Source organism: Streptomyces sp. NPDC048566 (assembly GCF_043199735.1).
GTDB lineage: Bacteria > Actinomycetota > Actinomycetes > Streptomycetales > Streptomycetaceae > Streptomyces.
In genome coordinates, this window is sequence record NZ_JBICWL010000018.1 from 99,466 (window position 1) to 121,376 (window position 21,911).

19 protein-coding genes and 1 tRNA gene are annotated in these 21,911 nt (G+C 74.1%); 10 read left to right on the forward strand and 10 right to left on the reverse strand.

The window, feature by feature from the left end; all coding sequences use genetic code 11:
• Positions 1-115 precede the first annotated feature (115 nt).
• The 5 genes from ACGFS9_RS24330 to ACGFS9_RS24350 all read left to right on the forward strand — a co-directional run bounded on the left by ACGFS9_RS24330 (position 116) and on the right by ACGFS9_RS24350 (position 6,666).
• Positions 116-1,009 carry an FAD binding domain-containing protein gene (locus tag ACGFS9_RS24330; RefSeq protein ID WP_393256116.1) on the forward strand — a complete coding sequence of 298 codons (894 nt, stop codon included), beginning with the start codon at positions 116-118 and terminating at the stop codon, positions 1,007-1,009.
• Positions 1,006-2,655 (forward strand): 2Fe-2S iron-sulfur cluster-binding protein, encoded by a 1,650-nt coding sequence (locus tag ACGFS9_RS24335; protein ID WP_393256117.1) that lies wholly within the window; start codon positions 1,006-1,008, stop codon positions 2,653-2,655. The genes ACGFS9_RS24330 and ACGFS9_RS24335 overlap by 4 nt, the downstream gene beginning before the upstream one ends.
• Complete coding sequence (locus tag ACGFS9_RS24340) at positions 2,652-4,958, forward strand: xanthine dehydrogenase family protein molybdopterin-binding subunit (protein ID WP_393256118.1); 2,307 nt, start codon at positions 2,652-2,654, stop codon at positions 4,956-4,958. Before ACGFS9_RS24335 ends, ACGFS9_RS24340 begins: the two co-directional genes overlap by 4 nt.
• The gene (locus ACGFS9_RS24345) at positions 4,955-5,173 is read left to right on the forward strand and encodes a hypothetical protein (RefSeq protein ID WP_393256120.1); all 219 of its coding nucleotides are present in this window, start codon (positions 4,955-4,957) and stop codon (positions 5,171-5,173) included. The genes ACGFS9_RS24340 and ACGFS9_RS24345 overlap by 4 nt, the downstream gene beginning before the upstream one ends.
• A 410-nt stretch (positions 5,174-5,583) precedes the next feature.
• A complete protein-coding gene (locus ACGFS9_RS24350) occupies positions 5,584-6,666 on the forward strand; it encodes an SUKH-4 family immunity protein (RefSeq protein WP_393256122.1) in 1,083 nt (360 codons plus the stop codon).
• A gap of 106 nt (positions 6,667-6,772) precedes the next feature.
• Here the strand turns inward: ACGFS9_RS24350 and ACGFS9_RS24355 are convergent, their stop codons facing one another.
• The 4 genes from ACGFS9_RS24355 to ACGFS9_RS24370 all read right to left on the reverse strand — a co-directional run bounded on the left by ACGFS9_RS24355 (position 6,773) and on the right by ACGFS9_RS24370 (position 8,523).
• Positions 6,773-7,063 carry a hypothetical protein gene (locus tag ACGFS9_RS24355; RefSeq protein WP_393256124.1) on the reverse strand — a complete coding sequence of 97 codons (291 nt, stop codon included), beginning with the start codon at positions 7,061-7,063 and terminating at the stop codon, positions 6,773-6,775.
• A gap of 2 nt (positions 7,064-7,065) precedes the next feature.
• Positions 7,066-7,833, reverse strand: a complete 768-nt coding sequence (locus ACGFS9_RS24360) for a hypothetical protein (protein ID WP_393256126.1) — start codon at positions 7,831-7,833, stop codon at positions 7,066-7,068.
• Entirely contained in the window at positions 7,834-8,160 is a 327-nt protein-coding gene (locus tag ACGFS9_RS24365; RefSeq protein ID WP_393256128.1) for a PadR family transcriptional regulator, read from the reverse strand.
• A gap of 291 nt (positions 8,161-8,451) precedes the next feature.
• Positions 8,452-8,523, reverse strand: a tRNA-Cys gene (locus ACGFS9_RS24370).
• Between the two features lie 224 nt (positions 8,524-8,747).
• Between ACGFS9_RS24370 and ACGFS9_RS24375 the strand changes: the two genes are divergently transcribed.
• From ACGFS9_RS24375 to ACGFS9_RS24390, 4 genes are all read left to right on the forward strand, one after another.
• On the forward strand, positions 8,748-10,223 hold the full coding sequence (locus tag ACGFS9_RS24375) for an MFS transporter (protein WP_393256129.1): 1,476 nt from the start codon (positions 8,748-8,750) through the stop codon (positions 10,221-10,223).
• Between the two features lie 192 nt (positions 10,224-10,415).
• Positions 10,416-12,218 carry a DEAD/DEAH box helicase gene (locus tag ACGFS9_RS24380; protein ID WP_393256131.1) on the forward strand — a complete coding sequence of 601 codons (1,803 nt, stop codon included), beginning with the start codon at positions 10,416-10,418 and terminating at the stop codon, positions 12,216-12,218.
• Between the two features lie 721 nt (positions 12,219-12,939).
• Complete coding sequence (locus ACGFS9_RS24385) at positions 12,940-13,581, forward strand: IclR family transcriptional regulator (protein ID WP_393256133.1); 642 nt, start codon at positions 12,940-12,942, stop codon at positions 13,579-13,581.
• Between the two features lie 77 nt (positions 13,582-13,658).
• Positions 13,659-14,447 carry a S16 family serine protease gene (locus ACGFS9_RS24390; RefSeq protein WP_393256135.1) on the forward strand — a complete coding sequence of 263 codons (789 nt, stop codon included), beginning with the start codon at positions 13,659-13,661 and terminating at the stop codon, positions 14,445-14,447.
• Positions 14,448-14,548: 101 nt separating this feature from the next.
• Here ACGFS9_RS24390 and ACGFS9_RS24395 read toward each other — a convergent pair whose 3' ends face one another.
• The 5 genes from ACGFS9_RS24395 to ACGFS9_RS24415 form a co-directional block, all read right to left on the reverse strand.
• Positions 14,549-15,529: a glycine betaine ABC transporter substrate-binding protein gene (locus ACGFS9_RS24395; protein ID WP_393256137.1), complete on the reverse strand. Its 981-nt coding sequence runs from the start codon at positions 15,527-15,529 to the stop codon at positions 14,549-14,551.
• The gene (locus ACGFS9_RS24400) at positions 15,526-16,392 is read right to left on the reverse strand and encodes an ABC transporter permease (RefSeq protein WP_393256138.1); all 867 of its coding nucleotides are present in this window, start codon (positions 16,390-16,392) and stop codon (positions 15,526-15,528) included. Before ACGFS9_RS24400 ends, ACGFS9_RS24395 begins: the two co-directional genes overlap by 4 nt.
• The gene (locus ACGFS9_RS24405) at positions 16,389-17,600 is read right to left on the reverse strand and encodes a betaine/proline/choline family ABC transporter ATP-binding protein (protein ID WP_393256179.1); all 1,212 of its coding nucleotides are present in this window, start codon (positions 17,598-17,600) and stop codon (positions 16,389-16,391) included. The genes ACGFS9_RS24400 and ACGFS9_RS24405 overlap by 4 nt, the downstream gene beginning before the upstream one ends.
• A gap of 76 nt (positions 17,601-17,676) precedes the next feature.
• Positions 17,677-18,324, reverse strand: a complete 648-nt coding sequence (locus tag ACGFS9_RS24410) for an ABC transporter permease (protein WP_393256139.1) — start codon at positions 18,322-18,324, stop codon at positions 17,677-17,679.
• A 6-nt stretch (positions 18,325-18,330) separates the two neighbouring features.
• The gene (locus ACGFS9_RS24415; RefSeq protein ID WP_393256181.1) at positions 18,331-18,819 is read right to left on the reverse strand and encodes an Lrp/AsnC family transcriptional regulator; all 489 of its coding nucleotides are present in this window, start codon (positions 18,817-18,819) and stop codon (positions 18,331-18,333) included.
• A gap of 122 nt (positions 18,820-18,941) precedes the next feature.
• On the opposite strand from ACGFS9_RS24415, the gene hppD reads away from it, so the two are divergent.
• Entirely contained in the window at positions 18,942-20,096 is a 1,155-nt protein-coding gene (gene hppD, locus ACGFS9_RS24420; protein WP_393256141.1) for a 4-hydroxyphenylpyruvate dioxygenase, read from the forward strand.
• A gap of 126 nt (positions 20,097-20,222) precedes the next feature.
• Here hppD and ACGFS9_RS24425 read toward each other — a convergent pair whose 3' ends face one another.
• Positions 20,223-21,881, reverse strand: a complete 1,659-nt coding sequence (locus ACGFS9_RS24425) for a tetratricopeptide repeat protein (RefSeq protein WP_393256143.1) — start codon at positions 21,879-21,881, stop codon at positions 20,223-20,225.
• Between the last annotated feature and the right edge of the window lie 30 nt (positions 21,882-21,911).

Consider the following 21,911-nt stretch of genomic DNA (forward strand, 5'->3'; position numbering starts at 1 on the left):
CCCCCGCGCCGAGCGCCGGGGAAGATGTGCCAGAGTTGCCACGTCCGCCCTGTCAGCACGTACCGTACGGCAGCACAGGTGGGACCAGGTGGGGCAGCGGGAAGGGGCAACCGGTTTGACCACGCACGCACCGCAGGCGGCGCAGGCCGTGACGCTGCCCGTCTCGCTGGACGAGGCGGTCGCGGCCCTGTCCGCCATGCCCGCCGCCGTTCCGGTGGCCGGCGGCACCGATCTGATGGCCGCGGTCAACTCCGGGCAGCTCAGGCCCGCCGCGCTCGTCGGCCTCGGCCGGATCAGCGAGATCCGCGGCTGGCAGTACCTGGACGGGCACGCGCTGCTCGGCGCCGGCCTCACGCACGCCCGGATGGGCCGCCCCGACTTCGCCGCCCTCATCCCGGCGCTCGCCGCCGCCGCGCGGGCCGCCGGGCCGCCGCAGATCCGCAACGCGGGCACCCTGGGCGGCAACATCGCCTCGGCCGCCCCCACCGGCGACGCGCTGCCCGTACTGGCCGCCCTGGAAGCCACGTTGATCATCGCGGGGCCCGGCGGAGCCCGCCGCGAGATCCCCGTGTCGCACCTGCTCGCGGGCGTGGACATGCTCCGCGGCGGCGAACTCATCGGCTACGTGCGCGTGCCGCTGCTGCACGCGCCGCAGGTCTTCCTCAAGGCCACCGGGCGCACCGGGCCCGGCCGCGCGATCGCCTCGGTTGCACTCGTCCTCGACCCGGCCCGGCGCGGGGTGCGGTGCGCCGTCGGCGCCATAGCTCCGATGCCGCTGCGGCCCCTGGACGCCGAGGCGTGGGTGGCCCAGCTCATCGACTGGGACGGCAGCCGCTCGATCGTCCCGGAGGCGCTGACCGCGTTCGGCGAGTACGTCGCGGCGGCCTGCATCCCCGACCCCGTCCCCGCCGAGGACGGCTCCGTGCAGCCGCTCCCGCCCGCCGTACTGCACCTGCGGCGCACCGTCGCCGCGCTGGCCCGACGAGCACTCGGGAGGGCGCTGTCGTGACCGACGACCGGCACGAGGACGGCTCCGGCCGCGGCGGTGGGCGCTGGGACCCGCTGCCCCAGGGCGACTACGACGACGGCGCGACCGCCTTCGTCGAGCTCCCCGAGGGCGGCATCGAGGCGCTGCTCGCCTCCCGGGAGCCGCTGGCGGCTCCCGGTCACGGCTACGTCCCCCCGGAGATCGACGCCGTGCCCGCCGCACCCGACGCCGCGGACCCGGCGGCCGACGGGGCGTGGGACACGCGGGGCGGCGGCTCGTGGCCGGACCCGGACGCCGGGCAGCCGGGCGCGGGCGCGCACGACGACCGTTTCGCCTACACGCCGGGCGCCACCGGCCCGTGGGACTACTCCGGCTACGGCGCCGCGCCCGGGGAGCCCGGCTACGGCGCAGCGGCCGGGGACGGGCACGACGACGCGTACCGGGGCGCGCACGGCGCGGGGCAGGACACCGGGCACGACGTCACCGGTCAGTGGTCCATTCCGGTCGCCGGAGGGGATCTTCCGGACGAATCCGGCGAGTTCACCACGTCGGCCCTCGTCGAGCAGTGGGGCGGCGCGCCGCCCGCCACGCTGCCGGGCGGAGCTTCGGCGCCGTGGGCGAGCGAGATCGGGCAGGCGTGGACCGCCGAGCCGCGCGAGGGCTCCTCTGCGGCCCCGGAGCCGTCCGCGCCGCCCGTCCCGCCCCTCCCGCGGTCCGAGGCCCTTCAGCAGCCCGCCGAGGCCGCCCGCGAGGCCGCCGGGTTCGCCCCCGACGACCCCGCGTCCGAGCACCCCGAGGCGTCCGCGGGGCACGAGGAGCCCGAGGAGCCGGGCACCCCCGAGGACCCCGCACCGGAACCGGCGGACACCGCCCCCCGGGAGCCCGAGGACACCGGCGACGCCGGGTCCGGCGCCGAGGAGCCCTCGTCCCCGGAGCCGGAGCCGGAGCCCGTCCCCGGCGCCCTCGACGGCCCCGTCGCCGACGACGCGGAGCCCCTGCCCGAGCCCCTCGTCATCGCCCCGCACGACGACCACCCCCTCGCTTCCTACGTGCTGCGCGTGAACGGCGCCGACCGGCCGGTCACCGACGCCTGGATCGGCGAGTCCCTGCTCTACGTGCTGCGCGAGCGACTCGGTCTCGCCGGCGCCAAGGACGGCTGCTCGCAGGGCGAGTGCGGCGCCTGCAACGTCCAGGTGGACGGCCGGCTCGTCGCGTCCTGCCTGGTGCCCGGGGTGACCGCGGCGGGCAGCGACGTCCGCACCGTCGAGGGCCTGGCCGCCGACGGTCAGCCCTCCGACGTGCAGCGCGCGCTGGCCAAGTGCGGTGCCGTGCAGTGCGGATTCTGCGTACCCGGCATGGCCATGACCCTGCACGACCTCCTGGAGGGCAACCCCGCGCCGACCGAGCTGGAGACCCGCCAGGCGCTCTGCGGCAACCTGTGCCGCTGCTCCGGCTACCGCGGTGTCCTGGACGCCGTCCGCGAGGTCGTCGCCGAACGCGAGCACGCCTCGTCCGCGGCCGACGCCCCCGAGGCGGACGAGGCGCGCATCCCGCACCAGGCGGGCCCCGGCGCCGGCGGCGTCCACCCGTCGGCCTACGAGGACGACGGCGCCTACGGCCAGGCCCCGCACGAACAGCCGTACGGCCAGGACGGAGGCCAGGCGTGACCGACCAAGCCGCGACCGCGACACCGGCGGCGCCCGAGACGGGCCCCGAGCCCCTGCCGCACGGCCTGGGCGTGTCCCTGCCGACCGCGGAGGCCCGCGCCAAGACCGAGGGCACTTTCCCCTACGCGGCCGACCTGTGGGCCGAGGGGCTGCTGTGGGCGGCCGTGCTGCGCTCGCCCCACCCGCACGCGCGCATCGTCTCCATCGACACCCGGCACGCGCGCGAGATGCCCGGCGTGCGCGCCGTCATCACCCACGAGGACGTCCCCGGCACCGCCCTGCACGGACGCGGCAGAGCCGACCGGCCGGTGTTCGCCTCCGAGGTGGTCCGCCACCACGGCGAGCCCATCGCGGCCGTCGCCGCCGACCACCCCGACACCGCGCGGATGGCCGCCGCCGCCGTCATCGTCGAGTACGAGGTCCTCGAACCGGTCACCGACCCGGAACAGGCATTCGAGGCGGAGCCCCTGCACCCCGACGGCAACCTGATCCGGCACATCCCGCTGCGCCACGGCGACCCGGACGCCGCGGGCGACGTCGTCGTCGAGGGCCTGTACCGCATCGGCCGCCAGGACCCCGCCCCCATCGGCGCCGAGGCCGGACTCGCCGTGCCCCGCCCCGACGGCGGCGTCGAGCTGTACATCGCCTCCACCGACCCGCACACCGACCGCGACACCGCCGCCGCCTGCTACGGCCTCGACCCCGCGCGCGTGAAGGTCGTCGTCACGGGCGTCCCCGGAGCCACCGCCGACCGCGAGGACCAGGGCTTCCAGCTCCCGCTCGGCCTGCTCGCCCTCGCCACCGGCTGCCCGGTCAAACTCACCGCCACGCGCGAGGAGTCCTTCCTCGGCCACGCCCACCGCCACCCGACGCTGCTGCGCTACCGCCACCACGCCGACGCCGAGGGCCGGCTGGTCAAGGTCGAGGCGCAGATCCTGCTCGACGCGGGCGCCTACGCCGACACCTCCGGCGAGTCCCTCGCCGCCGCCGTCTCCTTCGCCTGCGGCCCCTACGTCGTCCCGAACGCCTTCATCGAGGGCTGGGCCGTGCGCACCAACAACCCCCCGTCCGGGCACGTGCGCGGCGAGGGCGCCCTCCAGGTCTGCGCCGCCCACGAGGCCCAGATGGACAAGCTCGCCAAGAAACTCGGCGTGGACCCCGCCGAGCTGCGGCTGCGCAACGTCATGGCCACCGGCGACGTCCTGCCCACCGGCCAGACCGTGACCTGCCCGGCGCCGGTCGCCGAACTGCTCCAGGCCGTCCGCGACTTCCCGCTCCCGCCGCTGCCCAAGGACACCCCCGAGGACGAGTGGCTGCTGCCCGGCGGCCCCGAGGGCGCGGGCGAACCCGGCGCCGTCCGCCGGGGGGTCGGCTACGCGCTCGGCATGGTCCACATGCTCGGCGCCGAGGGGGCCGACGAGGTCTCGACGGCCACCGTGAAGGTCCACGACGGCGTCGCCACCGTGCTCTGCGCGGCCGTGGAGACCGGCCAGGGCTTCACCACCCTGGCCCGGCAGATCGTCCAGGAGACGCTGGGCATCGACGAGGTGCACGTGGCGCCCGTCGACACCGACCAGCCGCCGGCCGGCCCCAGCTGCCGTGGCCGGCACACCTGGGTCTCCGGGGGCGCCGTCGAACGCGCCGCCAAGATGGTCCGCACCCAGCTCCTCCAGCCGCTGGCGCACAAGTTCGGCATGTCCACCGAACTCCTCCAGATCACCGACGGGAAGATCACCTCCTACGACGGCGTCCTGTCGACCACGGTCACCGAGGCCATGGAGGGCAAGGAGCTGTGGGCGACCGCGCAGTGCCGGCCGCACCCCACCGAGCCGCTCGACGAGACCGGCCAGGGCGACGCCTTCGTCGGGCTCGCCTTCTGCGCCATCCGCGCCGTCGTCGACGTCGACGTCGAACTCGGCTCCGTACGCGTCGTGGAGCTGGCCCTCGCCCAGGACGTCGGCCGCATCCTCAACCCGGCCCAGCTGACCGCCCGGATCGAGGCGGGCGTCACCCAGGGCGTCGGCGCCGCCCTGACCGAGAACCTGCGCACCGCCCGCGGCCTGGTCCGGCACCCCGATCTCACCGGCTACGCCCTGCCGACCGCCCTGGACACACCCGACATCCGCATCGTCAAGCTGGTCGAGGAGCGCGACGTCGTCGCCCCCTTCGGGGCCAAGGCGGCCAGCGCGGTGCCGGTCGTGACCTCTCCCGCGGCCGTCGCCTCCGCCGTCCGGGCGGCCACCGGCCGCCCCGTGAACCGCCTCCCGATCCGCCCGCAGGCCGCGGTGGTGACCGCTACGTGAGCGCCCCCGGACCCGCCGCCGACGGCCCGGCGCCCGGCGGCGGGCCGGCGTCCGCCGAGGCCGCACCGCGCCCGGCCGGCGCGCCCGTCCCGGGGGAAGACGGCGCGCAGCCGCGGTACGAACCCCCGCCGAGCCTCGGCCGACTCCTCCCCTGGGTGCTGCTGTTCGTCGTCGCGGCCGTGGCCGTCGTGGCGGGCGGCGTCTACTTCGGCTGACCCGCCGGCCGCCCCCCCGCCCCGCGCGCGGCGCCGAACCGTCCGCCCTCCCCGGGCCCGATCGCCGGCGCCTGTCCGCGCCCGGCCGCAGACCCGGCAGCACGCGGGGGCCGGGCGGTCGTCGCGCACCGGCGTGACGCCGACGGCCCGGGAGCACCGGACGCGGGCACCCGGGACGGGCCGCCCGCGGCCCTCCACGGCCGCTCGAAGAACGGTCGAACCGTTCGCGCCCCGTGCCGCGCATCACCCATCCGACCCGATTGTCCCCGCGCCGTACGGGCACCCGTCCGCGCGACGCCACCGCCCTGTCAGTGGGTCCGCGTAGGGTTCCGGCTCAGTGGGGAACCGCCGTGGTGCGACCGGCCGTTCCCGCAGCGGGAAGCACGAGCGTTCACATCCGCGGGGGAGCCATGAGCAGGACGGACACCGATGTCGGCGGGGCGGTCGCACTGACCGGCCACGCGCCGGAGCCGTACGTCACACGCGCACCGGTGTGCCGCCCGCCCAGGGACTCGGGTCCTGCGCACACGGGCCCGGTGCGCTCGGGCCGGACGCACCCGGTTCCGTCGGACACGGGCCCGACCGGTACGGGGCGGCCCGCCGGGAGCGCGGCGCCGGAGCGCGCCGCCGGCCGGCCCGGTCCCCCCGACCTGGCCGACCTGGCCGACCTGGCGGGTGACGCCGACCGGCTGGCCGCCGAGCTGGGCGACCGGCTCGTCGGAGAGGCGCTGCGCGGCCTGGACCGCTACCTGGAGACGCTGCTGTCCGAGGGGGCGCCGGCCGAGGCGGCCGTGCCCCGCCTGCCCAGCGCGTCCGGCCGACCCGCCCTGGCGCACCTGGCTCCCTCGCTGGAGGGCCTGCTGCGCCTCGTGGCGGCCACCGACGGCCGGACGGCACCGCAGCTCGGAGAAGGCGGCCCCGGCCCGGAGGGCGGGCCGCGGCGGCCCGCCGGGCGCGGCCCCGCCCGCCGGGACGAGGAGGGTTCGGACCCGGCCTCGTACCGCCGGCTGGCCGCGCTGGTCCGCCCGCTCGCCCGGATCGCCGGCCCCGGCGACGGACTGGTCCTCGCCCTGCCGAAGCGGCTGCTGGACGAGGAGTTCGGCGTGCGCCGGGTCTTGCGCTTCGAGGACGTCGACTTCCCGCGCGCGCTGACCCACGAACCCACCCGCCGCTTCCTGCGCGAGACCGGCCTGCCGGAGGACGGCTCGTTCTTCCGGCTCGACACGGAGGTGCCGCTGCCGGCCCTCCCCGACTACTACGCGGACGAGCGGCCCGACGCGTTCGCCGCCGACCACCTCCCGGTCGCCGCCGGCCGCCTGATCCGCCTCGGCCGGCTCGCCGAGCACACCAGCCTCGTCGTGGACGGCGCCACCGGCACGGTGCTCGCCTGGAGCGAGTCGGACCTGAGCCTGCACCCCCTGAACACCGACATCTCGACGCTGGCGTTCACCGCGTGGCTGCTGCGGCGCAGGAGACCGTCGGCGGGGGGATGACCACCTCCCCGGGGAGGTGGTCATCCCTGCCCGGAGCCGGACCTCGCGTGCGGGTTGTCGAACCGGCCGGGCGGGCGGTGCGCATCCAGCCGTCGAGACGATGTCGTCATACCCTCGGCGGCCGACCCTGGTTCCCACCCGGCCCGGAGGCGTCCTCGGTGAGACGGTCCGCTTCCGGACCGACCGGTTCGGGCCGGCCCGTCATCCAGCGCAGGAGCCGGAAGGCGCGGTTGCTCGTGGTGTCGGGCCCCCACACCGCGGTGGCGAAGGCGAGGAGCAGGACCGCCAGTTCGGCGGTGTAGAGAATGACGGCGAGGTCGGGGGCCAGCATGCTGACCGCGGCGGGAATCGCCAGGATCGTGGCGGCCAGTCCGAAGGGGGCTCGCGTGCCCGGCAACCTCATTCCCGACCCACCCGCCCCCCGGCACCGAACGCCCGGCCACGAAGTTCGAGGACCCAGCTCCAGGCGATCATCGCCGGTGCGTGAAGCGCGAAGTCGCGTACGAGGGCGGCATGTTTCTCGGCCGGATAGTCGAAGAGGCTCTCGTCGAAACTCTCCAGCCACCGCTGCCGTGCCGCGGACGGCATCAGGAGGGAGAGCACCTGAATCGAGACCGGGCGGAGTACGCCGACGTCGTCGCCCACCGCGGCGGGTTCCCCGGGACGCGCCCGTGTCCGAAGGACGCCCGCCCCTGCCCGGCCGACGGCCAAAATCGCTTGGAGCACCACGACGAGCAGCCCCACCACCAAACCGGCCACCAGACCGCTCGTGGTGCACACCACGCCGAGAAGCAGTGGTTGGGCGTGCTGATCGAGATAGTCGCCGAGCCCGATGAAGGCCGTCGACCAGAACAGGACCGCGGTGGCAAGGCTGGTCACCCCGATCCCGGCGAGGGCGCCGCCGGTGCGACTGCCGGAGTGGATCAGCCGTTTGCGGAAGGCGACGCGGCCCAGAACGGCACAGCCGAGCAGACTTCCGCCGATTCCGCCGATCAGGCCGCCCCAGTTCGGGAGTTTCGCGTGCCAGGAGTAGTCGAGCAGCAGGAGGACTTGCGCGCCGCCCCGGCCGACGAAGAGGCCGGCGACGGTGCACAGGGTGACGAAGCCGAGGATGACGGCGGGGGCCTTGAAGCCCTTGAGTCGTCCAGGCGGGGGGCAGGTGCTCATTCAGCCCGTCGTTCCTTCCTCGGTCAGGCCGCCCAGGACGGCGTCGCTCGGCCGCCGGGACTTTCGGATCGCCTCGCTCGCTGCCATGGCGCCGCCGGCGGTCAGCCGGTAGTACCTGCGCGCCGGCCGCTTCTCCTGGCGCGGGTCGATGTCCTCCTTGCGGGAGACCACCCAGCCTTCGTGTTCGAGGCGCACGAGGATGGGGTGCGTGGTTCCGGGCATCAGCCCGGTGGCGTCAGCCAGTTCCCGCCCATAGAACTCGTGGGTCGGATTCGACATCAGTGCTCTGAGCACCATCACGGTCTGGAGCGTCATCCGCAGCGGCATATTCGTACTCTAACTAGGTCACGTCACTCCCTGTCAATCGAGCATGTGCTCTCAGTGACGAGTGGGATGGTTGGGGGGAATGAGGTCGCCTCGACGGTGCGACGTCGAGGGGGGTGTCCGAATCGCCGAGCCAGGAGTCCGGCCGACAGGTCGGCACCCTCCGCGAGGTCGGCCTGCTGCCGTGGGTGATCGCGGCGGTCGCCGCCCGAAGAGTGCTCCGGGGAGGGCCGGGGCGGGCCGGGGCGGTGAGGGGGCATCACGCCGGGATGCTCTCTCACCGGTCGCCACCAGAGGCCGTGGCGGGATTCGAACCCACGTAACTCGCTTTGCAGGCGAGTCCCTGGACCACTCGGGTACACGGCCGTGTCCGGGTGCCGCGCCGCTCGTGCGCCGGGACCCGACGGATCGACGGTAGGCGGCGGGAGAGGGCCGCTCAAGGGTGTCGGCGCCGCCGCAACGGGACTGCCATGCGCCGTTCACGAACGGCGGTCCGCCGGGGCGGGGGAGTGGTCGTAGGACCAAAGGACGGGGTGATCACCGACCACCGACAGGAGCCACGGCGGGGTGCGCACCTTACGCTGACGTCCATGGCAGCCCTGGACGCCCCCGACGTCGCGACCGTTCCCGCCGAGGGCGAGGGCGGGGTGCTGAGCCGGTCGTTCCGCGCGCTCAGCATCGGGATCGTGTCCGTGGTGCTGGTCATCGCCTTCGAGGCCACCGCCGTCGGCACGGCGATGCCGGTCGCGGCACGGGAACTCCACGGCGTGGCGCTGTACGCGTTCGCCTTCTCCGGATACTTCACGACCAGCCTGTTCGGGATGGTCCTCGCCGGTCAGTGGTCCGACCGCGACGGGCCGGTCGCCCCCCTCACCGTCGGCATCGGCGCGTTCGCGGCCGGGCTGCTGCTGTCCGGGACCGCCGCCGGCATGGGGGTCTTCGTCCTCGGGCGGGCGGTCCAGGGGCTGGGCGGCGGGCTGGTCATCGTCGCGCTGTACGTCGTCGTCGGGCGGGTCTACCCCGAGCGCCTGCGGCCCGCGATCATGGCGTCCTTCGCGGCGGCCTGGGTGGTGCCCTCCGTGGTCGGCCCGCTGGCCGCGGGCGCCGTCACCGAGCACCTCGGCTGGCGCTGGGTGTTCCTCGGCATCCCCGCGCTGGTGGGCGTCCCCCTCGCCCTGGTCCTGCCGCAGACCAGGCGGCTGGCCGGTGGGCCCACCCGGAAGCCCGCCGGGGGGACCGGCGGGCCGGCGCGCCGTACCCCGCTCGACCGGCGCCGCATCCGGCTGGCGTTCGGGATCGCCCTGGGGGCGGGGCTCCTGCAGTACGCCGCCCAGGACCTGCGCCCGTCGGCGCTGCCGCCCGCCCTGGCCGGTGCCGCCCTGCTCGTCCCCGCCGTCCGGGGCCTGCTGCCGCACGGCACCTGGAGAGCCGCGCGCGGGCTCCCGTCCGTGGTGCTGCTGCGCGGTGTCGCGGCCGGCTCGTTCGTCGCCGCCGAGTCCTTCGTGCCGCTGATGCTCGTCACCCAGCGCGGACTCTCCCCGACCCTCGCCGGGCTCTCGCTCGCCGCGGGCGGTGCCACCTGGGCCGCGGGCTCCTGGGTCCAGGCGCGGCCACGGGTGGAGCCGTACCGGGAACGGCTGATGCTGCTGGGCATGGTGCTGGTCGCCGCCGCCGTGGCGACCGCGCCCGCGGTGCTCGTCCCGGCCGTGCCCGTGTGGACCGTCGCCGTCGCCTGGGCGGTCGGCTGCTTCGGGATGGGGCTCGTGATCGCCTCGACCAGCGTGCTGCTGCTCCGGCTCTCGGCGCCGCACGAGGCGGGCACGAACTCGGCCGCCCTCCAGATCTCCGACGCCCTGTGCAACGTCCTGCTGCTCGCCTTCGGAGGAGCCGCCTTCGCCGCCCTGGGCGGCGGCACCCCGGTCCACGCGGCGGCCGGCCCGGGCGCGGGCGCCCACGGCTCCCCGCCGGCCGCGTTCGCCGCCGTGTTCCTGCCGATGGCGGGGGTGGCGCTGGCCGGGGCCTGGGTGACGACCCGGATCCGGGAGCGGAGCCGTGTGCTGGGGTGACTCCGCACCGTCATGTGACCTCGGTCCCATCCGCCGGGGACGCGGCGCCGTCCGCGCGTTGACACGCCGGGGGCGCCGGTAGGGTGGCCCGGTTGTCGTACGTAGCCGAGCCGACCGCCCGTCTGCCACCGCCGCACTCGACGCGCCGCGCGCGGACCCGGACGCTCCCCCTCGCCACCCAGACCGGAGACCGTGACTACCACCGCCGCCAGCGCCTCCTCGCACTCGCACCACCTCTCGCCCGCCTTCCCCGGCCGTGCCCCCTGGGGCACCGCGAACAAGCTGCGCGCCTGGCAGCAGGGGGCGATGGAGAGGTACATCCAGGAGCAGCCGCGCGACTTCCTCGCCGTCGCCACCCCGGGCGCCGGCAAGACGACGTTCGCGCTGACGCTCGCGTCCTGGCTGCTGCACCACCACGTGGTCCAGCAGGTGACCGTGGTGGCGCCGACCGAGCACCTGAAGAAGCAGTGGGCCGAGGCCGCCGCGCGGATAGGGATCAAGCTGGACCCCGAGTACAGCGCCGGGCCGCTGAGCAAGGAGTACCAGGGCGTCGCCGTCACGTACGCCGGTGTCGGGGTGCGGCCGATGCTGCACCGCAACCGCTCCGAGCAGCGCAAGACCCTCGTCATCCTCGACGAGATCCACCACGCCGGTGACAGCAAGTCCTGGGGCGAGGCGTGCCTGGAGGCGTTCGAGCCCGCCACCCGCCGGCTCGCGCTCACGGGAACGCCGTTCCGTTCCGACACCAACCCCATCCCGTTCGTCACCTACGAGGAGGGCAGGGACGGCATCCGCCGGTCCTCCGCCGACTACACCTACGGCTACGGGTCCGCGCTCGGGGACGGCGTCGTGCGCCCGGTCATCTTCCTCTCCTACAGCGGCAACATGCGCTGGCGCACCAAGGCGGGCGACGAGATCGCGGCCCGCCTCGGCGAGCCGATGACCAAGGACGCCGTCAGCCAGGCATGGCGCACCGCGCTCGACCCGCGTGGCGAGTGGATGCCGAGCGTGCTGCGCGCCGCCGACCAGCGGCTCACCGAGGTCCGCAAGGGCATCCCGGACGCCGGCGCCCTCGTCATCGCCTCCGACCAGGACTCCGCCCGGGCCTACGCCAAACTGATCCGGGAGATCACCGGCTCCAAGGCCACCGTCGTGCTCTCCGACGACACCGGCGCCTCGAAGCGGATCGACGACTTCGCCGCGGGCGACGACCGGTGGATGGTCGCCGTGCGCATGGTGTCCGAGGGCGTCGACGTGCCGCGTCTCGCCGTCGGGGTGTACGCGACCACGATCTCGACGCCGCTGTTCTTCGCCCAGGCGGTCGGCCGCTTCGTGCGGTCCCGCCGGCGCGGCGAGACCGCGTCCGTGTTCCTGCCGACCGTTCCCGACCTCCTCACCTTCGCGAACGAGATGGAGGTCGAGCGCGACCACGCCCTCGACAAGCCCCGCAAGGAGACCGAGGAGGACCCCTACGCCGAGTCCGAGAAGGAGATGGACGAGGCGAACAAGGAGCAGGACGAGGACACCGGCGAGCAGGAGCAGTTCTCCTTCGAGGCCCTGGAGTCCGAGGCCGTCTTCGACCGGGTCCTCTACGACGGCGCCGAGTTCGGGATGCAGGCCCATCCGGGCAGCGAGGAGGAGCAGGACTACCTCGGCATCCCCGGGCTCCTCGAACCCGACCAGGTGCAGCTGCTGCTCCAGAAGCGGCAGGCCCGGCAGATCGCGCACAGCCGCAAGAAGCCCGACGAGGAGGCCGACCTCCTCGAACTGCCCGCCGAGCGCCGCCCGGTCGTCTCCCACAAGGAGATGCTGGAACTGCGCAAGCAGCTCAACACCATGGTCGGCGCGTACGTCCACCAGAGCGGCAAGCCGCACGGTGTGATCCACACCGAGCTGCGCCGGGTCTGCGGCGGCCCGCCGAGCGCGGAGGCGACGGCCGGGCAGCTGCGCCAGCGGATCGCCAAGGTGCAGGAGTGGGCCACCCGGATGCGGTGACCGGCCGCGCCGGCGGCCCTCGACCGGACCGGGCGGGGGTGCCGGCTTCCGCGATCCTCCGCAGGGCCGCGCCCCGGGTGGTGGACGGGCCGTGCGACGCGGGCTCCGGACGGCTGCCGACCGGGCCGCCGGTCCTGTGGTCGCGTCCCGCCGCGCGCCCGATCGCGACGCGGGGCAGCGCGGGTCGCCGCCGACGCTGGAGCCGGGCCGGAGTGCCGGACCCGAGGGCCGGCGGTGGACCGTACCGCCGGTCCCGGAGGCACGGGGTGCCGTGCGGGCCGGGCCGAGGGCCGTGCGACATGGAGAAGCGGTTACCTGTCCGCCGCCGCTATCCGGAACGCGGGGCACCGGCCGGCGGCCGTCGCCGAGACGAGCGCGCGCCCGTCCGGCGCGGCGCGCGCCGCCACCTGCGCGCTGTGCGCGCGCCGGGTGTACGCGGGGTGCCGCGCGCCCCGCGTTCCGGGACAAACGGAATCAGTCCGTACGAGCCGATGCCCGGATTCTGGACGGAGACTTCCGCTGAGCGGACCGGCTCGCTACTGTCCCGCTACGCACACGCCCCGTGGCAGCGCCGCCGCGGAGCGCAGCCGTGAAGCGACTCCGCCCGGGAAGAGCCCGGGTCGCCAGCCGACCGGCGGCCTCTGAAGCGCGTCGCCGACGGGACTCGGTGACGCATCCGCCGAGCGAGCGCCGTCGACCTCACCACTAAGGAGTGGGCGTCGTGACCGCGGAGACCTCTCAGACGCTCGACCGGGGACTGCGGGTCCTCAAGCTGCTCGCCGACACCGACCACGGACTCACCGTCACCGAACTGTCGAACAAACTCGGCGTCAACCGGACCGTGGTCTACCGGTTGCTCGCCACGCTGGAGCAGCACGCGCTGGTACGCCGTGACCTCGGCGGCCGGGCCCGGGTGGGACTGGGCGTGCTGCGGCTCGGCCGCCAGGTGCACCCACTGGTCCGCGAGGCCGCGCTGCCCGCGCTGCGCGCACTGGCCGAGGACATAGGGGCGACGGCCCACCTGACGCTGGTGGACGGGACCGAGGCGCTGGCCGTCGCGGTCGTCGAACCGACGTGGACGGACTACCACGTGGCCTACCGGGCCGGTTTCCGGCACCCGCTCGACCGGGGAGCGGCGGGCCGCGCGATCCTCGCCGCCCGGCGGGCGCCGCTGGAGGACCCCGGCTACACGCTCACGCACGGGGAGCTGGAGGCCGGCGCCAGCGGTGCCGCGGCGCCGCTCATCGGGGTGACGGGCTTGGAGGGGAGCGTCGGGGTGGTCATGCTCGCGGACGCGGTCCCGGAGCGGGTGGGTCCGCGGGTGATGGACGCGGCCCGCGAGGTCGCCGACGCGCTGCGCTGACGGCGGCCGACTCCGGCCGTGCCGGATCGCCGGACCTGTCCGGAGGGGCGGCCGGCCCGGGACGTTAGATTGAACCCGTGCTCTCTCGCCTCACGCGCCCCAAGGCCGTCGCCGTCTGCGCCCTCCCCGTCGTGGCCCTGCTCGCCACGGCGGTGTTCGCGCCGCTGCCCTTCTCGCTGGCGCAGCCCGGTCTGACGGCGAACGTGCTCGGCGAGAACAAGGGCGACCAGGTGATCACCATCACCGGGGCGCCCACCCGGAAGACCCGCGGCCAGCTGCGGATGACGACGATCGAGGCCACCGGGCCGGACGCCACGGTCTCGCTGGGGGACGTGCTCGGCGCCTGGTTCGCCACCGACCGGGCCGTGATGCCCCGCGACGCGGTCTACCCGAGCGGCGGCAGCCTCGAGGAGATCGAGCGGCACAACACCGACGAGATGAGGAAGTCGCAGGACACCGCCACCGAGGCGGCCCTCGGCTATCTGCACGAGAAGGGCGACGTCGAGGTCACCCTCAAGCTGGCGAACGTCGGGGGACCGAGTGCGGGACTGCTGTTCTCCCTCGGCATCGTCGACAAACTCGACGGCGACGGCAGCGGCGGCGACCTCACGGGCGGGCGCGTCGTCGCCGGTACGGGGACGATCGACGCCGACGGCACGGTCGGACCGGTCGGCGGCGTCGCCCTCAAGACGCAGGCGGCCCGGCGTGACGGGGCGACCGTGTTCCTCGTGCCGAAGGCCGAGTGCTCGGACGCGAAGGCGGAGCTGCCGAAGGGGCTGCGCCTGGTTCCGGTGACGAGCCTCCGGGGTGCGGTCGACTCCCTGGTGGCCCTGGAGAAGGGGAAGGGCTCGGTCCCGAGCTGCTGACCCGTCCGGCCCCGGCTCCCACGGTCGGGTCCGGACCGTGACCGACCGACCGGCCGGCCGGCCGCCGTCACCGGTGCCCGGCCGGTCCGGTCCGGTCCGGATCAGTTCTGCTTCACGAACCCTTCCGAGGTCATCCATTCCAGGGCCACCTCGTGCGGGTCCTGGCCCTGGACGTCCACCTTGGCGTTCAGGTCCTGGGCCACCGAGTTGTTCAGGGCCTTCGTCACCGGGTCGATGACCTGGGCGATCTGCGGGTACTTCTTGTAGGTCTTCGCGTTGATCACCGGAGCGGCGTTGTAGTTGGGGAAGAACTTCTTGTTGTCCTCCATCACCGCCAGGTTCATCGACTTGATGCGCCCGTCGGTGGTGAACACCTCGCCGTAGGTGCAACTGCCCTTCTTCACCTGGGTGTAGATGATCCCGGTGTCCATCTGGGTGATGTTCTTCGCCGGGATCGACATGCCGTACGCCTTCTCCATGCCCGGCAGCCCGTCGGCGCGGTTGGCGAACTCGCTCTCCACGCACAGCGTGACCGCGTTCGGGTCCGACTTCGACAGGGCGGCCACGTCGGACAGCGTCTTCGTGCCGTACTTCTTGAAGTTGGCCTGGTTCATGGCGAGCGCGTAGGTGTTGTTGAGGTCCGACGGCGGCAGCCAGATCACGCCGTTCTTCGGGTCGGCGTCGTGCACGGCCTGCCACTGCTTCTGCGGGTCCGGGATCGGCTTGCTGTTGCCCAGGTAGGTGATCCACGCGGTGCCGGTGTACTCGTACGTGGCGTCCGCGTCGCCGTTCTTGATCGCCTCGCGGGTGCCGATCGAGCCCTGGATGCCGGTCCGGTCGATGACCTTCGCGCCGGCCGCCTGGAAGGCGATGCCCATGATGGCGCCGAGGACGAGCTGCTCGGTGAACTCCTTCGAGGCCACCGTGAGCGTCGCGCCCTTCAGCGGCTCGCCCTTGCCCACCGTGCCCGGCGAGACGTCGTCCGTCATCGGGGAACCGCTGGTCAGCCCGCATCCGGACGCCAGTACCAGGAGCCCCGCGAACGCCGCGAGGGTACGGGTCCTTCTCGTCGGCCCGCTCATGTCCCCACCTCCAGTCCGCGCGGCCTCAGCAGGAGTTCCGCCAGGGACGCCAGCCAGTCGACCAGCAGAGCGAGCGCCACCGTGAGGATCGCGCCGAGGACCAGGACCGGCATGCGCTGCGTGGTGATGCCGGTGGTGATGAGGACGCCCAGTCCGCCGCCGCCGCCGAAGGTGGCGAGGGTCGCGGTGCCCACGTTCAGCACGAGTGCCGTGCGCACTCCCGCGAGGATCAGCGGGACCGCCAGCGGCAGTTCGACCCGGGTGAGCACGCCCAGCGGCGACATCCCGATGCCGCGCGACGCCTCCAGCAGGGTCGGGTCGTTGGCCTTCAGGCCGGCGATCGTGTTGGACAGCACCGGCAGGATCGCGTAGATGGTGATGCCGATCAGGGCCGACTTCTCCCCGGTGCCGAGCCAGATGACCAGCAGGGCCAGCAGACCGATCGCCGGGGTCGCCTGCCCCATGTTGGCGATCGTCATGGCGATCGGGGTCGCCTTGCGGAACGCCTTGCGGGTCAGCAGGATGCCCAGCGGGATGGCGATGATCAGCACGAAGAACGTGGAGATCACCGTCAGTTGGATGTGCTGCCACAGGGCCTTGGAGACCTGGCCGTTCGACAGCGCGTTCTTCGAGATCGGGTCCAGGTCCGCCTGCTCGAACCACAGCCAGGTGGCCAGCAGCAGGGCGATCAGCAGGGCCGGCAGGAAGGTCAGCTTCTGCCAGCCGATCCGCCACCGCGGCGGCTCCTGGGCCGGCGGTGCCTCCTGCTCGCCCTCGGCGTCGCCCTCGCCGTCGTCGCGGAAGGCGATCCCCCTGACCTCGTGCTCGCCCTCGGGGCGCTGTTCCGTCGGCGGAGTGTTCACGCCTTCGCCTCCCCGCCGTCGACACCCTCCTGCTCGAACTGGGTCTGGTGGGAGCGCGCCTCCTCCAGTTCGTGCTGGTGTTCCATGGCCTCCAGCCGGTCGGCTTCGAGGAGTTCGTGCACCGAGTTCATCAGCGTCTCCATGTCGACGACCCCGGTGTACTCGCCGCGCCGCCCCGTCACCGGCACCCGGCCCGAGTTGTCGGTGAGGACGGCCTCCAGGGCGTCCCGCAGGGTGGCGTCCCGGGTCACCGTGTCGTGCACCAGGGTGCCCGCCCGCGCCAGCGAGCCCTTGGCGCGCATCAGGTCGCCGCGCCGCAGCCACTTGTAGGGGCGGCCCCGCTTGTCGAGCAGCAGGATCTCGTTGGTGCCGCTGGAGCGGAGCTTGCCGAAGATCTCCTGGAGCGGGTCGTCGACGGTGACCGTCGGGTAGTCGGTGATCTCCACGTCCCGGACGCGGCTGAGGTTCAGCCGCTTCAGGGCGGCGCCCGCGCCCACGAAGCCCGACACGAAGTCGTCCGCCGGGTTGGTGAGGATCGCCTCCGGGGTGTCGAACTGGGCGATGTGCGAGTGCTCGCGCAGCACCGCGATCCGGTCGCCGAGCTTGATGGCCTCGTCGAAGTCGTGGGTCACGAAGACGATCGTCTTGTGCAGTTCGTGCTGGAGTCGGATCAGCTCGTCCTGGAGGTGGTCGCGGGTGATCGGGTCCACCGCGCCGAACGGCTCGTCCATGAGCAGCACGGGCGGGTCGGCGGCGAGCGCCCGCGCCACCCCGACGCGCTGCTGCTGGCCGCCGGAGAGCTGGCGCGGGTAGCGGCCCTGGAACTCGCTCGCGTCCAGGCCCACCAGGTCCAGCATCTCCTCGACCCGCGCCTTGATCCGCGACTTCGACCAGCCGACCATCTTCGGCACGAGCCCGATGTTCTGCGCCACGGTCATGTGCGGGAACAGGCCCGAGGACTGGATCGCGTAGCCCACCTTGCGGCGCAGCTTCACCGGGTCCATGTCGGTGACGTCCTCGCCGCCGATCCGGATCCGGCCGCCGCTCGGCTCGATCAGCCGGTTGATCATCTTCAGCGTGGTCGACTTGCCGCAGCCGGACGGGCCGACGAACACCACGAGTTCGCCCGCCTTGATGTCCATGTTCACGCTGTCCACCGCCGCGTCCCGGCTGCCGGCATAGCGCTTGGTGAGGTTCTCCAGCTCGATCGTGGCACCCGTGGTCGACGCCGGGGAGGTGGCGGCGTCCGAGGCGTTCTCGGGGCGCTCGGTGGTGTCGGCGGTCTCAGGCACGAATCCCCCTCGGGATGGTCAGCCGGCCGATCAGGACGTAGGCGGCGTCGAACAGCAGCGCCAGGATGATGATCCCGACCGTGCCGGCGAGCACCTGGTTGAGGGCGTTCTTGCTGCCCAGCGAGCTGATGCCGCGGAAGATCTCGTTGCCGAGTCCGGGGCCGGAGGCGTAGGCCGCGATCGCCGCGATACCCATCAGCATCTGCGTGGAGACCCGGATGCCGGTCAGGATGGGCGGCCAGGCCAGCGGCAGTTCCACCCGCACCAGCCGGGCCAGCCGCGACATCCCGATGCCGTTGGCCGCGTCGACCAGGGTGGGATCGACGCCGCGCAGTCCGACGATCGCGTTGCGCACGATCGGCAGCAGGCCGTACAGCGTCAGGGCGATGACCGTGGGCGGGACGCCCAGGCCCACGATCGGGATCAGCAGACCGATCATGGCCAGCGAGGGAATGGTCAGGATCGCCGAGGTGGTCGTCGTGGCGAGGTTGCCCGCCCAGTCGCTGCGGTAGGTGACGACGCCGATCAGCACCCCGATGAGGGTCGCCACGACCATGCACTGGAAGACCGCGCTGGCGTGCTGATAGGCGTCCGCGAGCAGCTGCTGATGGCGGCTGCTCAGGTACTCCCAGAAGTTCACGCCACGTCACCTCGGTCCCTCGGTCCGGTGTTCGGTCGCTGCCTGCTCCACGAGCGGGATGATCCGCAGCGGGACCGGGTTCTCCATGACGATCGCCGTGGAGGCCCGGACGATGCCATCAAATCCGACAACCCGGTCGATCACCCGCTGGAGATCGGCGTTCGAGCGGGCCACCAGACGGCAGAGCATGTCCCCGCTGCCGGTGGTGGTGTGCAGCTCCAGCACCTCGGGCACGGTCGTCAAGTGCGCCCGTACATCAGGCCCTTGACCCTGTTTGATCTCCAGGGTGGCGAACGCCGTGACCGGGTAGCCGAGCGCCGCCGGATCGACCTGGGGGCCGAATCCGCGGATGACGCCATTCGACTGAAGCCGGTCCATCCGGGCCTGCACGGTGCCCCGCGCGACCCCCAGCCGGCGGGACATCTCCAGGACCCCGATGCGCGGCTCGCGCGCCAGCAGCACCAGCAGCCGCCCGTCCAGATGATCGATCGCCACAGCGCCCTCCGTGATGGTCATCGTGTACAGAAAGGCCGCCGTCCGGGGCCGTTGGCTGTACAGATTGTTCAGTGGTCACGGGAACTATTGCGCACCTTGCGGAACGGCGGGAGTCTGCGGCCATGACTGCGACCCCAGCGAACACGGACCACGCTCCCGACACCGCCCGGCAGGCCGACCCCTTCCCGGTCAAGGGAATGGACGCGGTCGTCTTCGCCGTCGGCAACGCCAAGCAGGCGGCGCACTACTACTCCACCGCCTTCGGCATGCAGCTCGTCGCCTACTCCGGCCCGGAGAACGGCAGCCGCGAGACGGCGTCCTACGTCCTGGAGAACGGCTCGGCGCGCTTCGTGTTCACCTCGGTGATCAAGCCCGCGACGGCCTGGGGCACCTTCCTCGCCGAGCACGTCGCGGAGCACGGCGACGGCGTCGTCGACCTGTCCATCGAGGTCCCGGACGCCCGTGCCGCCTTCCACTACGCCGTCGAGCACGGCGCCCGCGCCCTCGTCGAGCCCCACGAGGTCAAGGACGAGCACGGCACGGTCGTCCTCGCCGCGATCGCCACCTACGGCCAGACCCGCCACACGCTCGTCGAGCGGACCGGCTACGACGGCCCCTACCTGCCCGGCTACGTCGCCGCCGACCCGATCGTCGAGCCGCCCGCCCACCGCACGTTCCAGGCCGTCGACCACTGCGTCGGCAACGTCGAACTCGGCCGGATGAACGAGTGGGTCGGCTTCTACAACAAGGTCATGGGCTTCACGAACATGAAGGAGTTCGTGGGCGACGACATCGCGACCGAGTACAGCGCCCTGATGTCCAAGGTCGTGGCCGACGGCACGCTGAAGGTCAAGTTCCCGATCAACGAGCCCGCCGTCGCCAAGAAGAAGTCCCAGATCGACGAGTACCTGGAGTTCTACGGCGGCGCCGGCGTCCAGCACATCGCGCTGAACACCAGCGACATCGTCCGCACCGTCCGCACCATGCGCGCGGCCGGCGTCCGGTTCCTCGACACCCCCGACTCCTACTACGACACCCTCGGCGAGTGGGTCGGCGACACCCGGGTGCCCGTGGAGACGCTGCGCGAGCTGAAGATCCTCGCCGACCGCGACGAGGACGGCTACCTGCTCCAGATCTTCACCAAGCCGGTCCAGGACCGTCCGACCGTCTTCTTCGAGATCATCGAGCGGCACGGCTCCATGGGCTTCGGCAAGGGCAACTTCAAGGCCCTGTTCGAGGCCATCGAGCGCGAGCAGGACAAGCGCGGCAACCTCTGACCGGCCGGGCGGGCCGGCAACGCCGGCCCGTTCACGGGGCGCCGTCCCCCGCGTGACCGGTGGTGGCGCGGCATCCACCGGCCACGCCGTGCGGGCCGGGCCGCCGGCACCGGCCCGCACGGCGGGTCAGCGGCCCGCCGGCCGGGCGGGCGCGGACACCGGCGGCGTCCCCGCCGCGGCCGGACCGGAGGCGGGGGCCGGAGCCGACGCCGGCCGCGACGCCGGCGGACCGGCCGCCGCCCGCGCGGCCCCCCGCCCGTCGTCCCCGGCCTCCCCCGGGCCGCCCGACGGCTCCGGCAGGCCCTCCGCCGGCGGCTCGCCCAGCGCGGCCAGCCCCTCGCGCGCCGCGGGCGCCAGCAGCGGCGAGAAGAACGGGTTGATCCGCAGCGCCTCGGCGAGATGGCGCCGGGCCGGACCGTCCTTCCCCAGGTCCCGCTCGATCTGCCCCCGGTGGTACGCGTACAGCGCGCTGCGCACCTCGCCGCCGTGCTCGGGGTCCGTGGCCCGCGTCGCGAACTCCAGGGCCCGCGCGTCGTCCCCGGCGCGGTGCAGGGCCCAGCCCAGCGCGTCCGCCACCACCAGGCCCGGCTGCCGGTCCCACTCGGCCCGCAGCCGCCGCACCGCCTCCCGCGCGTCGCCGTGGTCCGCCTCCAGCAGCCCGAGGACCACCGCGTCGTCCACGCCCCCGGCGCCGTCCCGCCGCACCAGCTCACGCGCCAGGTCGTACTGCGTGCGCGCCGCGCCGGGCAGCCCCAGCTTCTCGTACAGCTCGCCCAGCTCCAGCGCGTGGCGCGGCGCCGGGCGCTTGGCCAGCGCCGTCCGGTAGGCGCGCAGCGCCTCCGAGGTGCGCCCGAGCGCGGCCAGCGCCCGCCCCTGGCCGGCGAGTGCGCCGTGCTCGTCGGGATCGGCGCCGACCGCCGCCCGGTAGTGGTCCAGCGACTCGCCTACGTCGCCGCGCTCCCAGGCCAGCTGCCCGCCCTGCTGGAGGAAGGCCGCCTCCTGGGAGGGCGTCGTCGCGGCGGCCGTCGCGTCCGCGATCGCCGCCGCCGCGTCCTCCCGCCAGCCGCGGTCCCGGTACACCCGGGCCGCGACGGACCGGGCCACCGGCCCCGACCGCAGGCCCAGCAGGGTGTCCAGCGTCCGCCGCGCCGCCTTGTGGTCGCCCAGCCCGGTGTACGCCTCGACCAGCGCCGGGTACGCCGTCCACCGCTTCGGCGCCGCCTTCACCGACGCCTCCCCCCACCGCTTGGCCTCGCGGAAGTCGCCGCGCGCCACCGCGAGCCCGGCGAGCCCGTCCAGCGCGGCCGTGTTGCCCTTCGGGCGGACCTCCAGGGAGGTGCGCAGCGCCTTCTCCGCCTTCGGGTAGTACCCGGCCGCCACCGTCCGCCGCGCCTGCTCCGCGTACGCGGTCCCGAGCACCGCCCACGATCCGTCGTCGCGCGGGTGCGCCCGCAGATGCGTCTCACGGTCGCCGATGAGGGCCGCGAGGTCCGCCAGCGAGGCCGGCGCGCCGGTCCCCACCGCGGTCATCGCCCGTGCCACCGGCCCCGGCGCGGGCGGCACCGGCCCGCCGGACCCGGCGAGGTGCGGCAGGGCCAGGACACCGCCCAGCAGCGCGGCACCGGCCCCCGCGGCGATCAGCGCCCGGCGCCGCAGCGGCGTGCGGCGCGCGGGCTCCGCGGCCGGCGCCGCGCCCCGCCCCGCGGCGTCCGGCTCCGGCACCTCACCCGATCGTGTGGCACCCGGCCCGTCGGGCACCGGCGGCCGTCGCTCTTCGATGTCCATGCCGCTCACTGTGCGTCAGCACCAAGACCC

Coding starts and splice junctions, on each gene's coding strand:
- ACGFS9_RS24425 (WP_393256143.1), bottom strand. CDS start 21,881: ATGGACATCGAAGAGCGACGGCCGCCGGTGCCCGACGGGCCGGGTGCC.
- ACGFS9_RS24375 (WP_393256129.1), top strand. CDS start 8,748: ATGGCAGCCCTGGACGCCCCCGACGTCGCGACCGTTCCCGCCGAGGGC.
- ACGFS9_RS24395 (WP_393256137.1), bottom strand. CDS start 15,529: ATGAGCGGGCCGACGAGAAGGACCCGTACCCTCGCGGCGTTCGCGGGG.
- ACGFS9_RS24365 (WP_393256128.1), bottom strand. CDS start 8,160: ATGCCGCTGCGGATGACGCTCCAGACCGTGATGGTGCTCAGAGCACTG.
- hppD (WP_393256141.1), top strand. CDS start 18,942: ATGACTGCGACCCCAGCGAACACGGACCACGCTCCCGACACCGCCCGG.
- ACGFS9_RS24350 (WP_393256122.1), top strand. CDS start 5,584: ATGAGCAGGACGGACACCGATGTCGGCGGGGCGGTCGCACTGACCGGC.
- ACGFS9_RS24360 (WP_393256126.1), bottom strand. CDS start 7,833: ATGAGCACCTGCCCCCCGCCTGGACGACTCAAGGGCTTCAAGGCCCCC.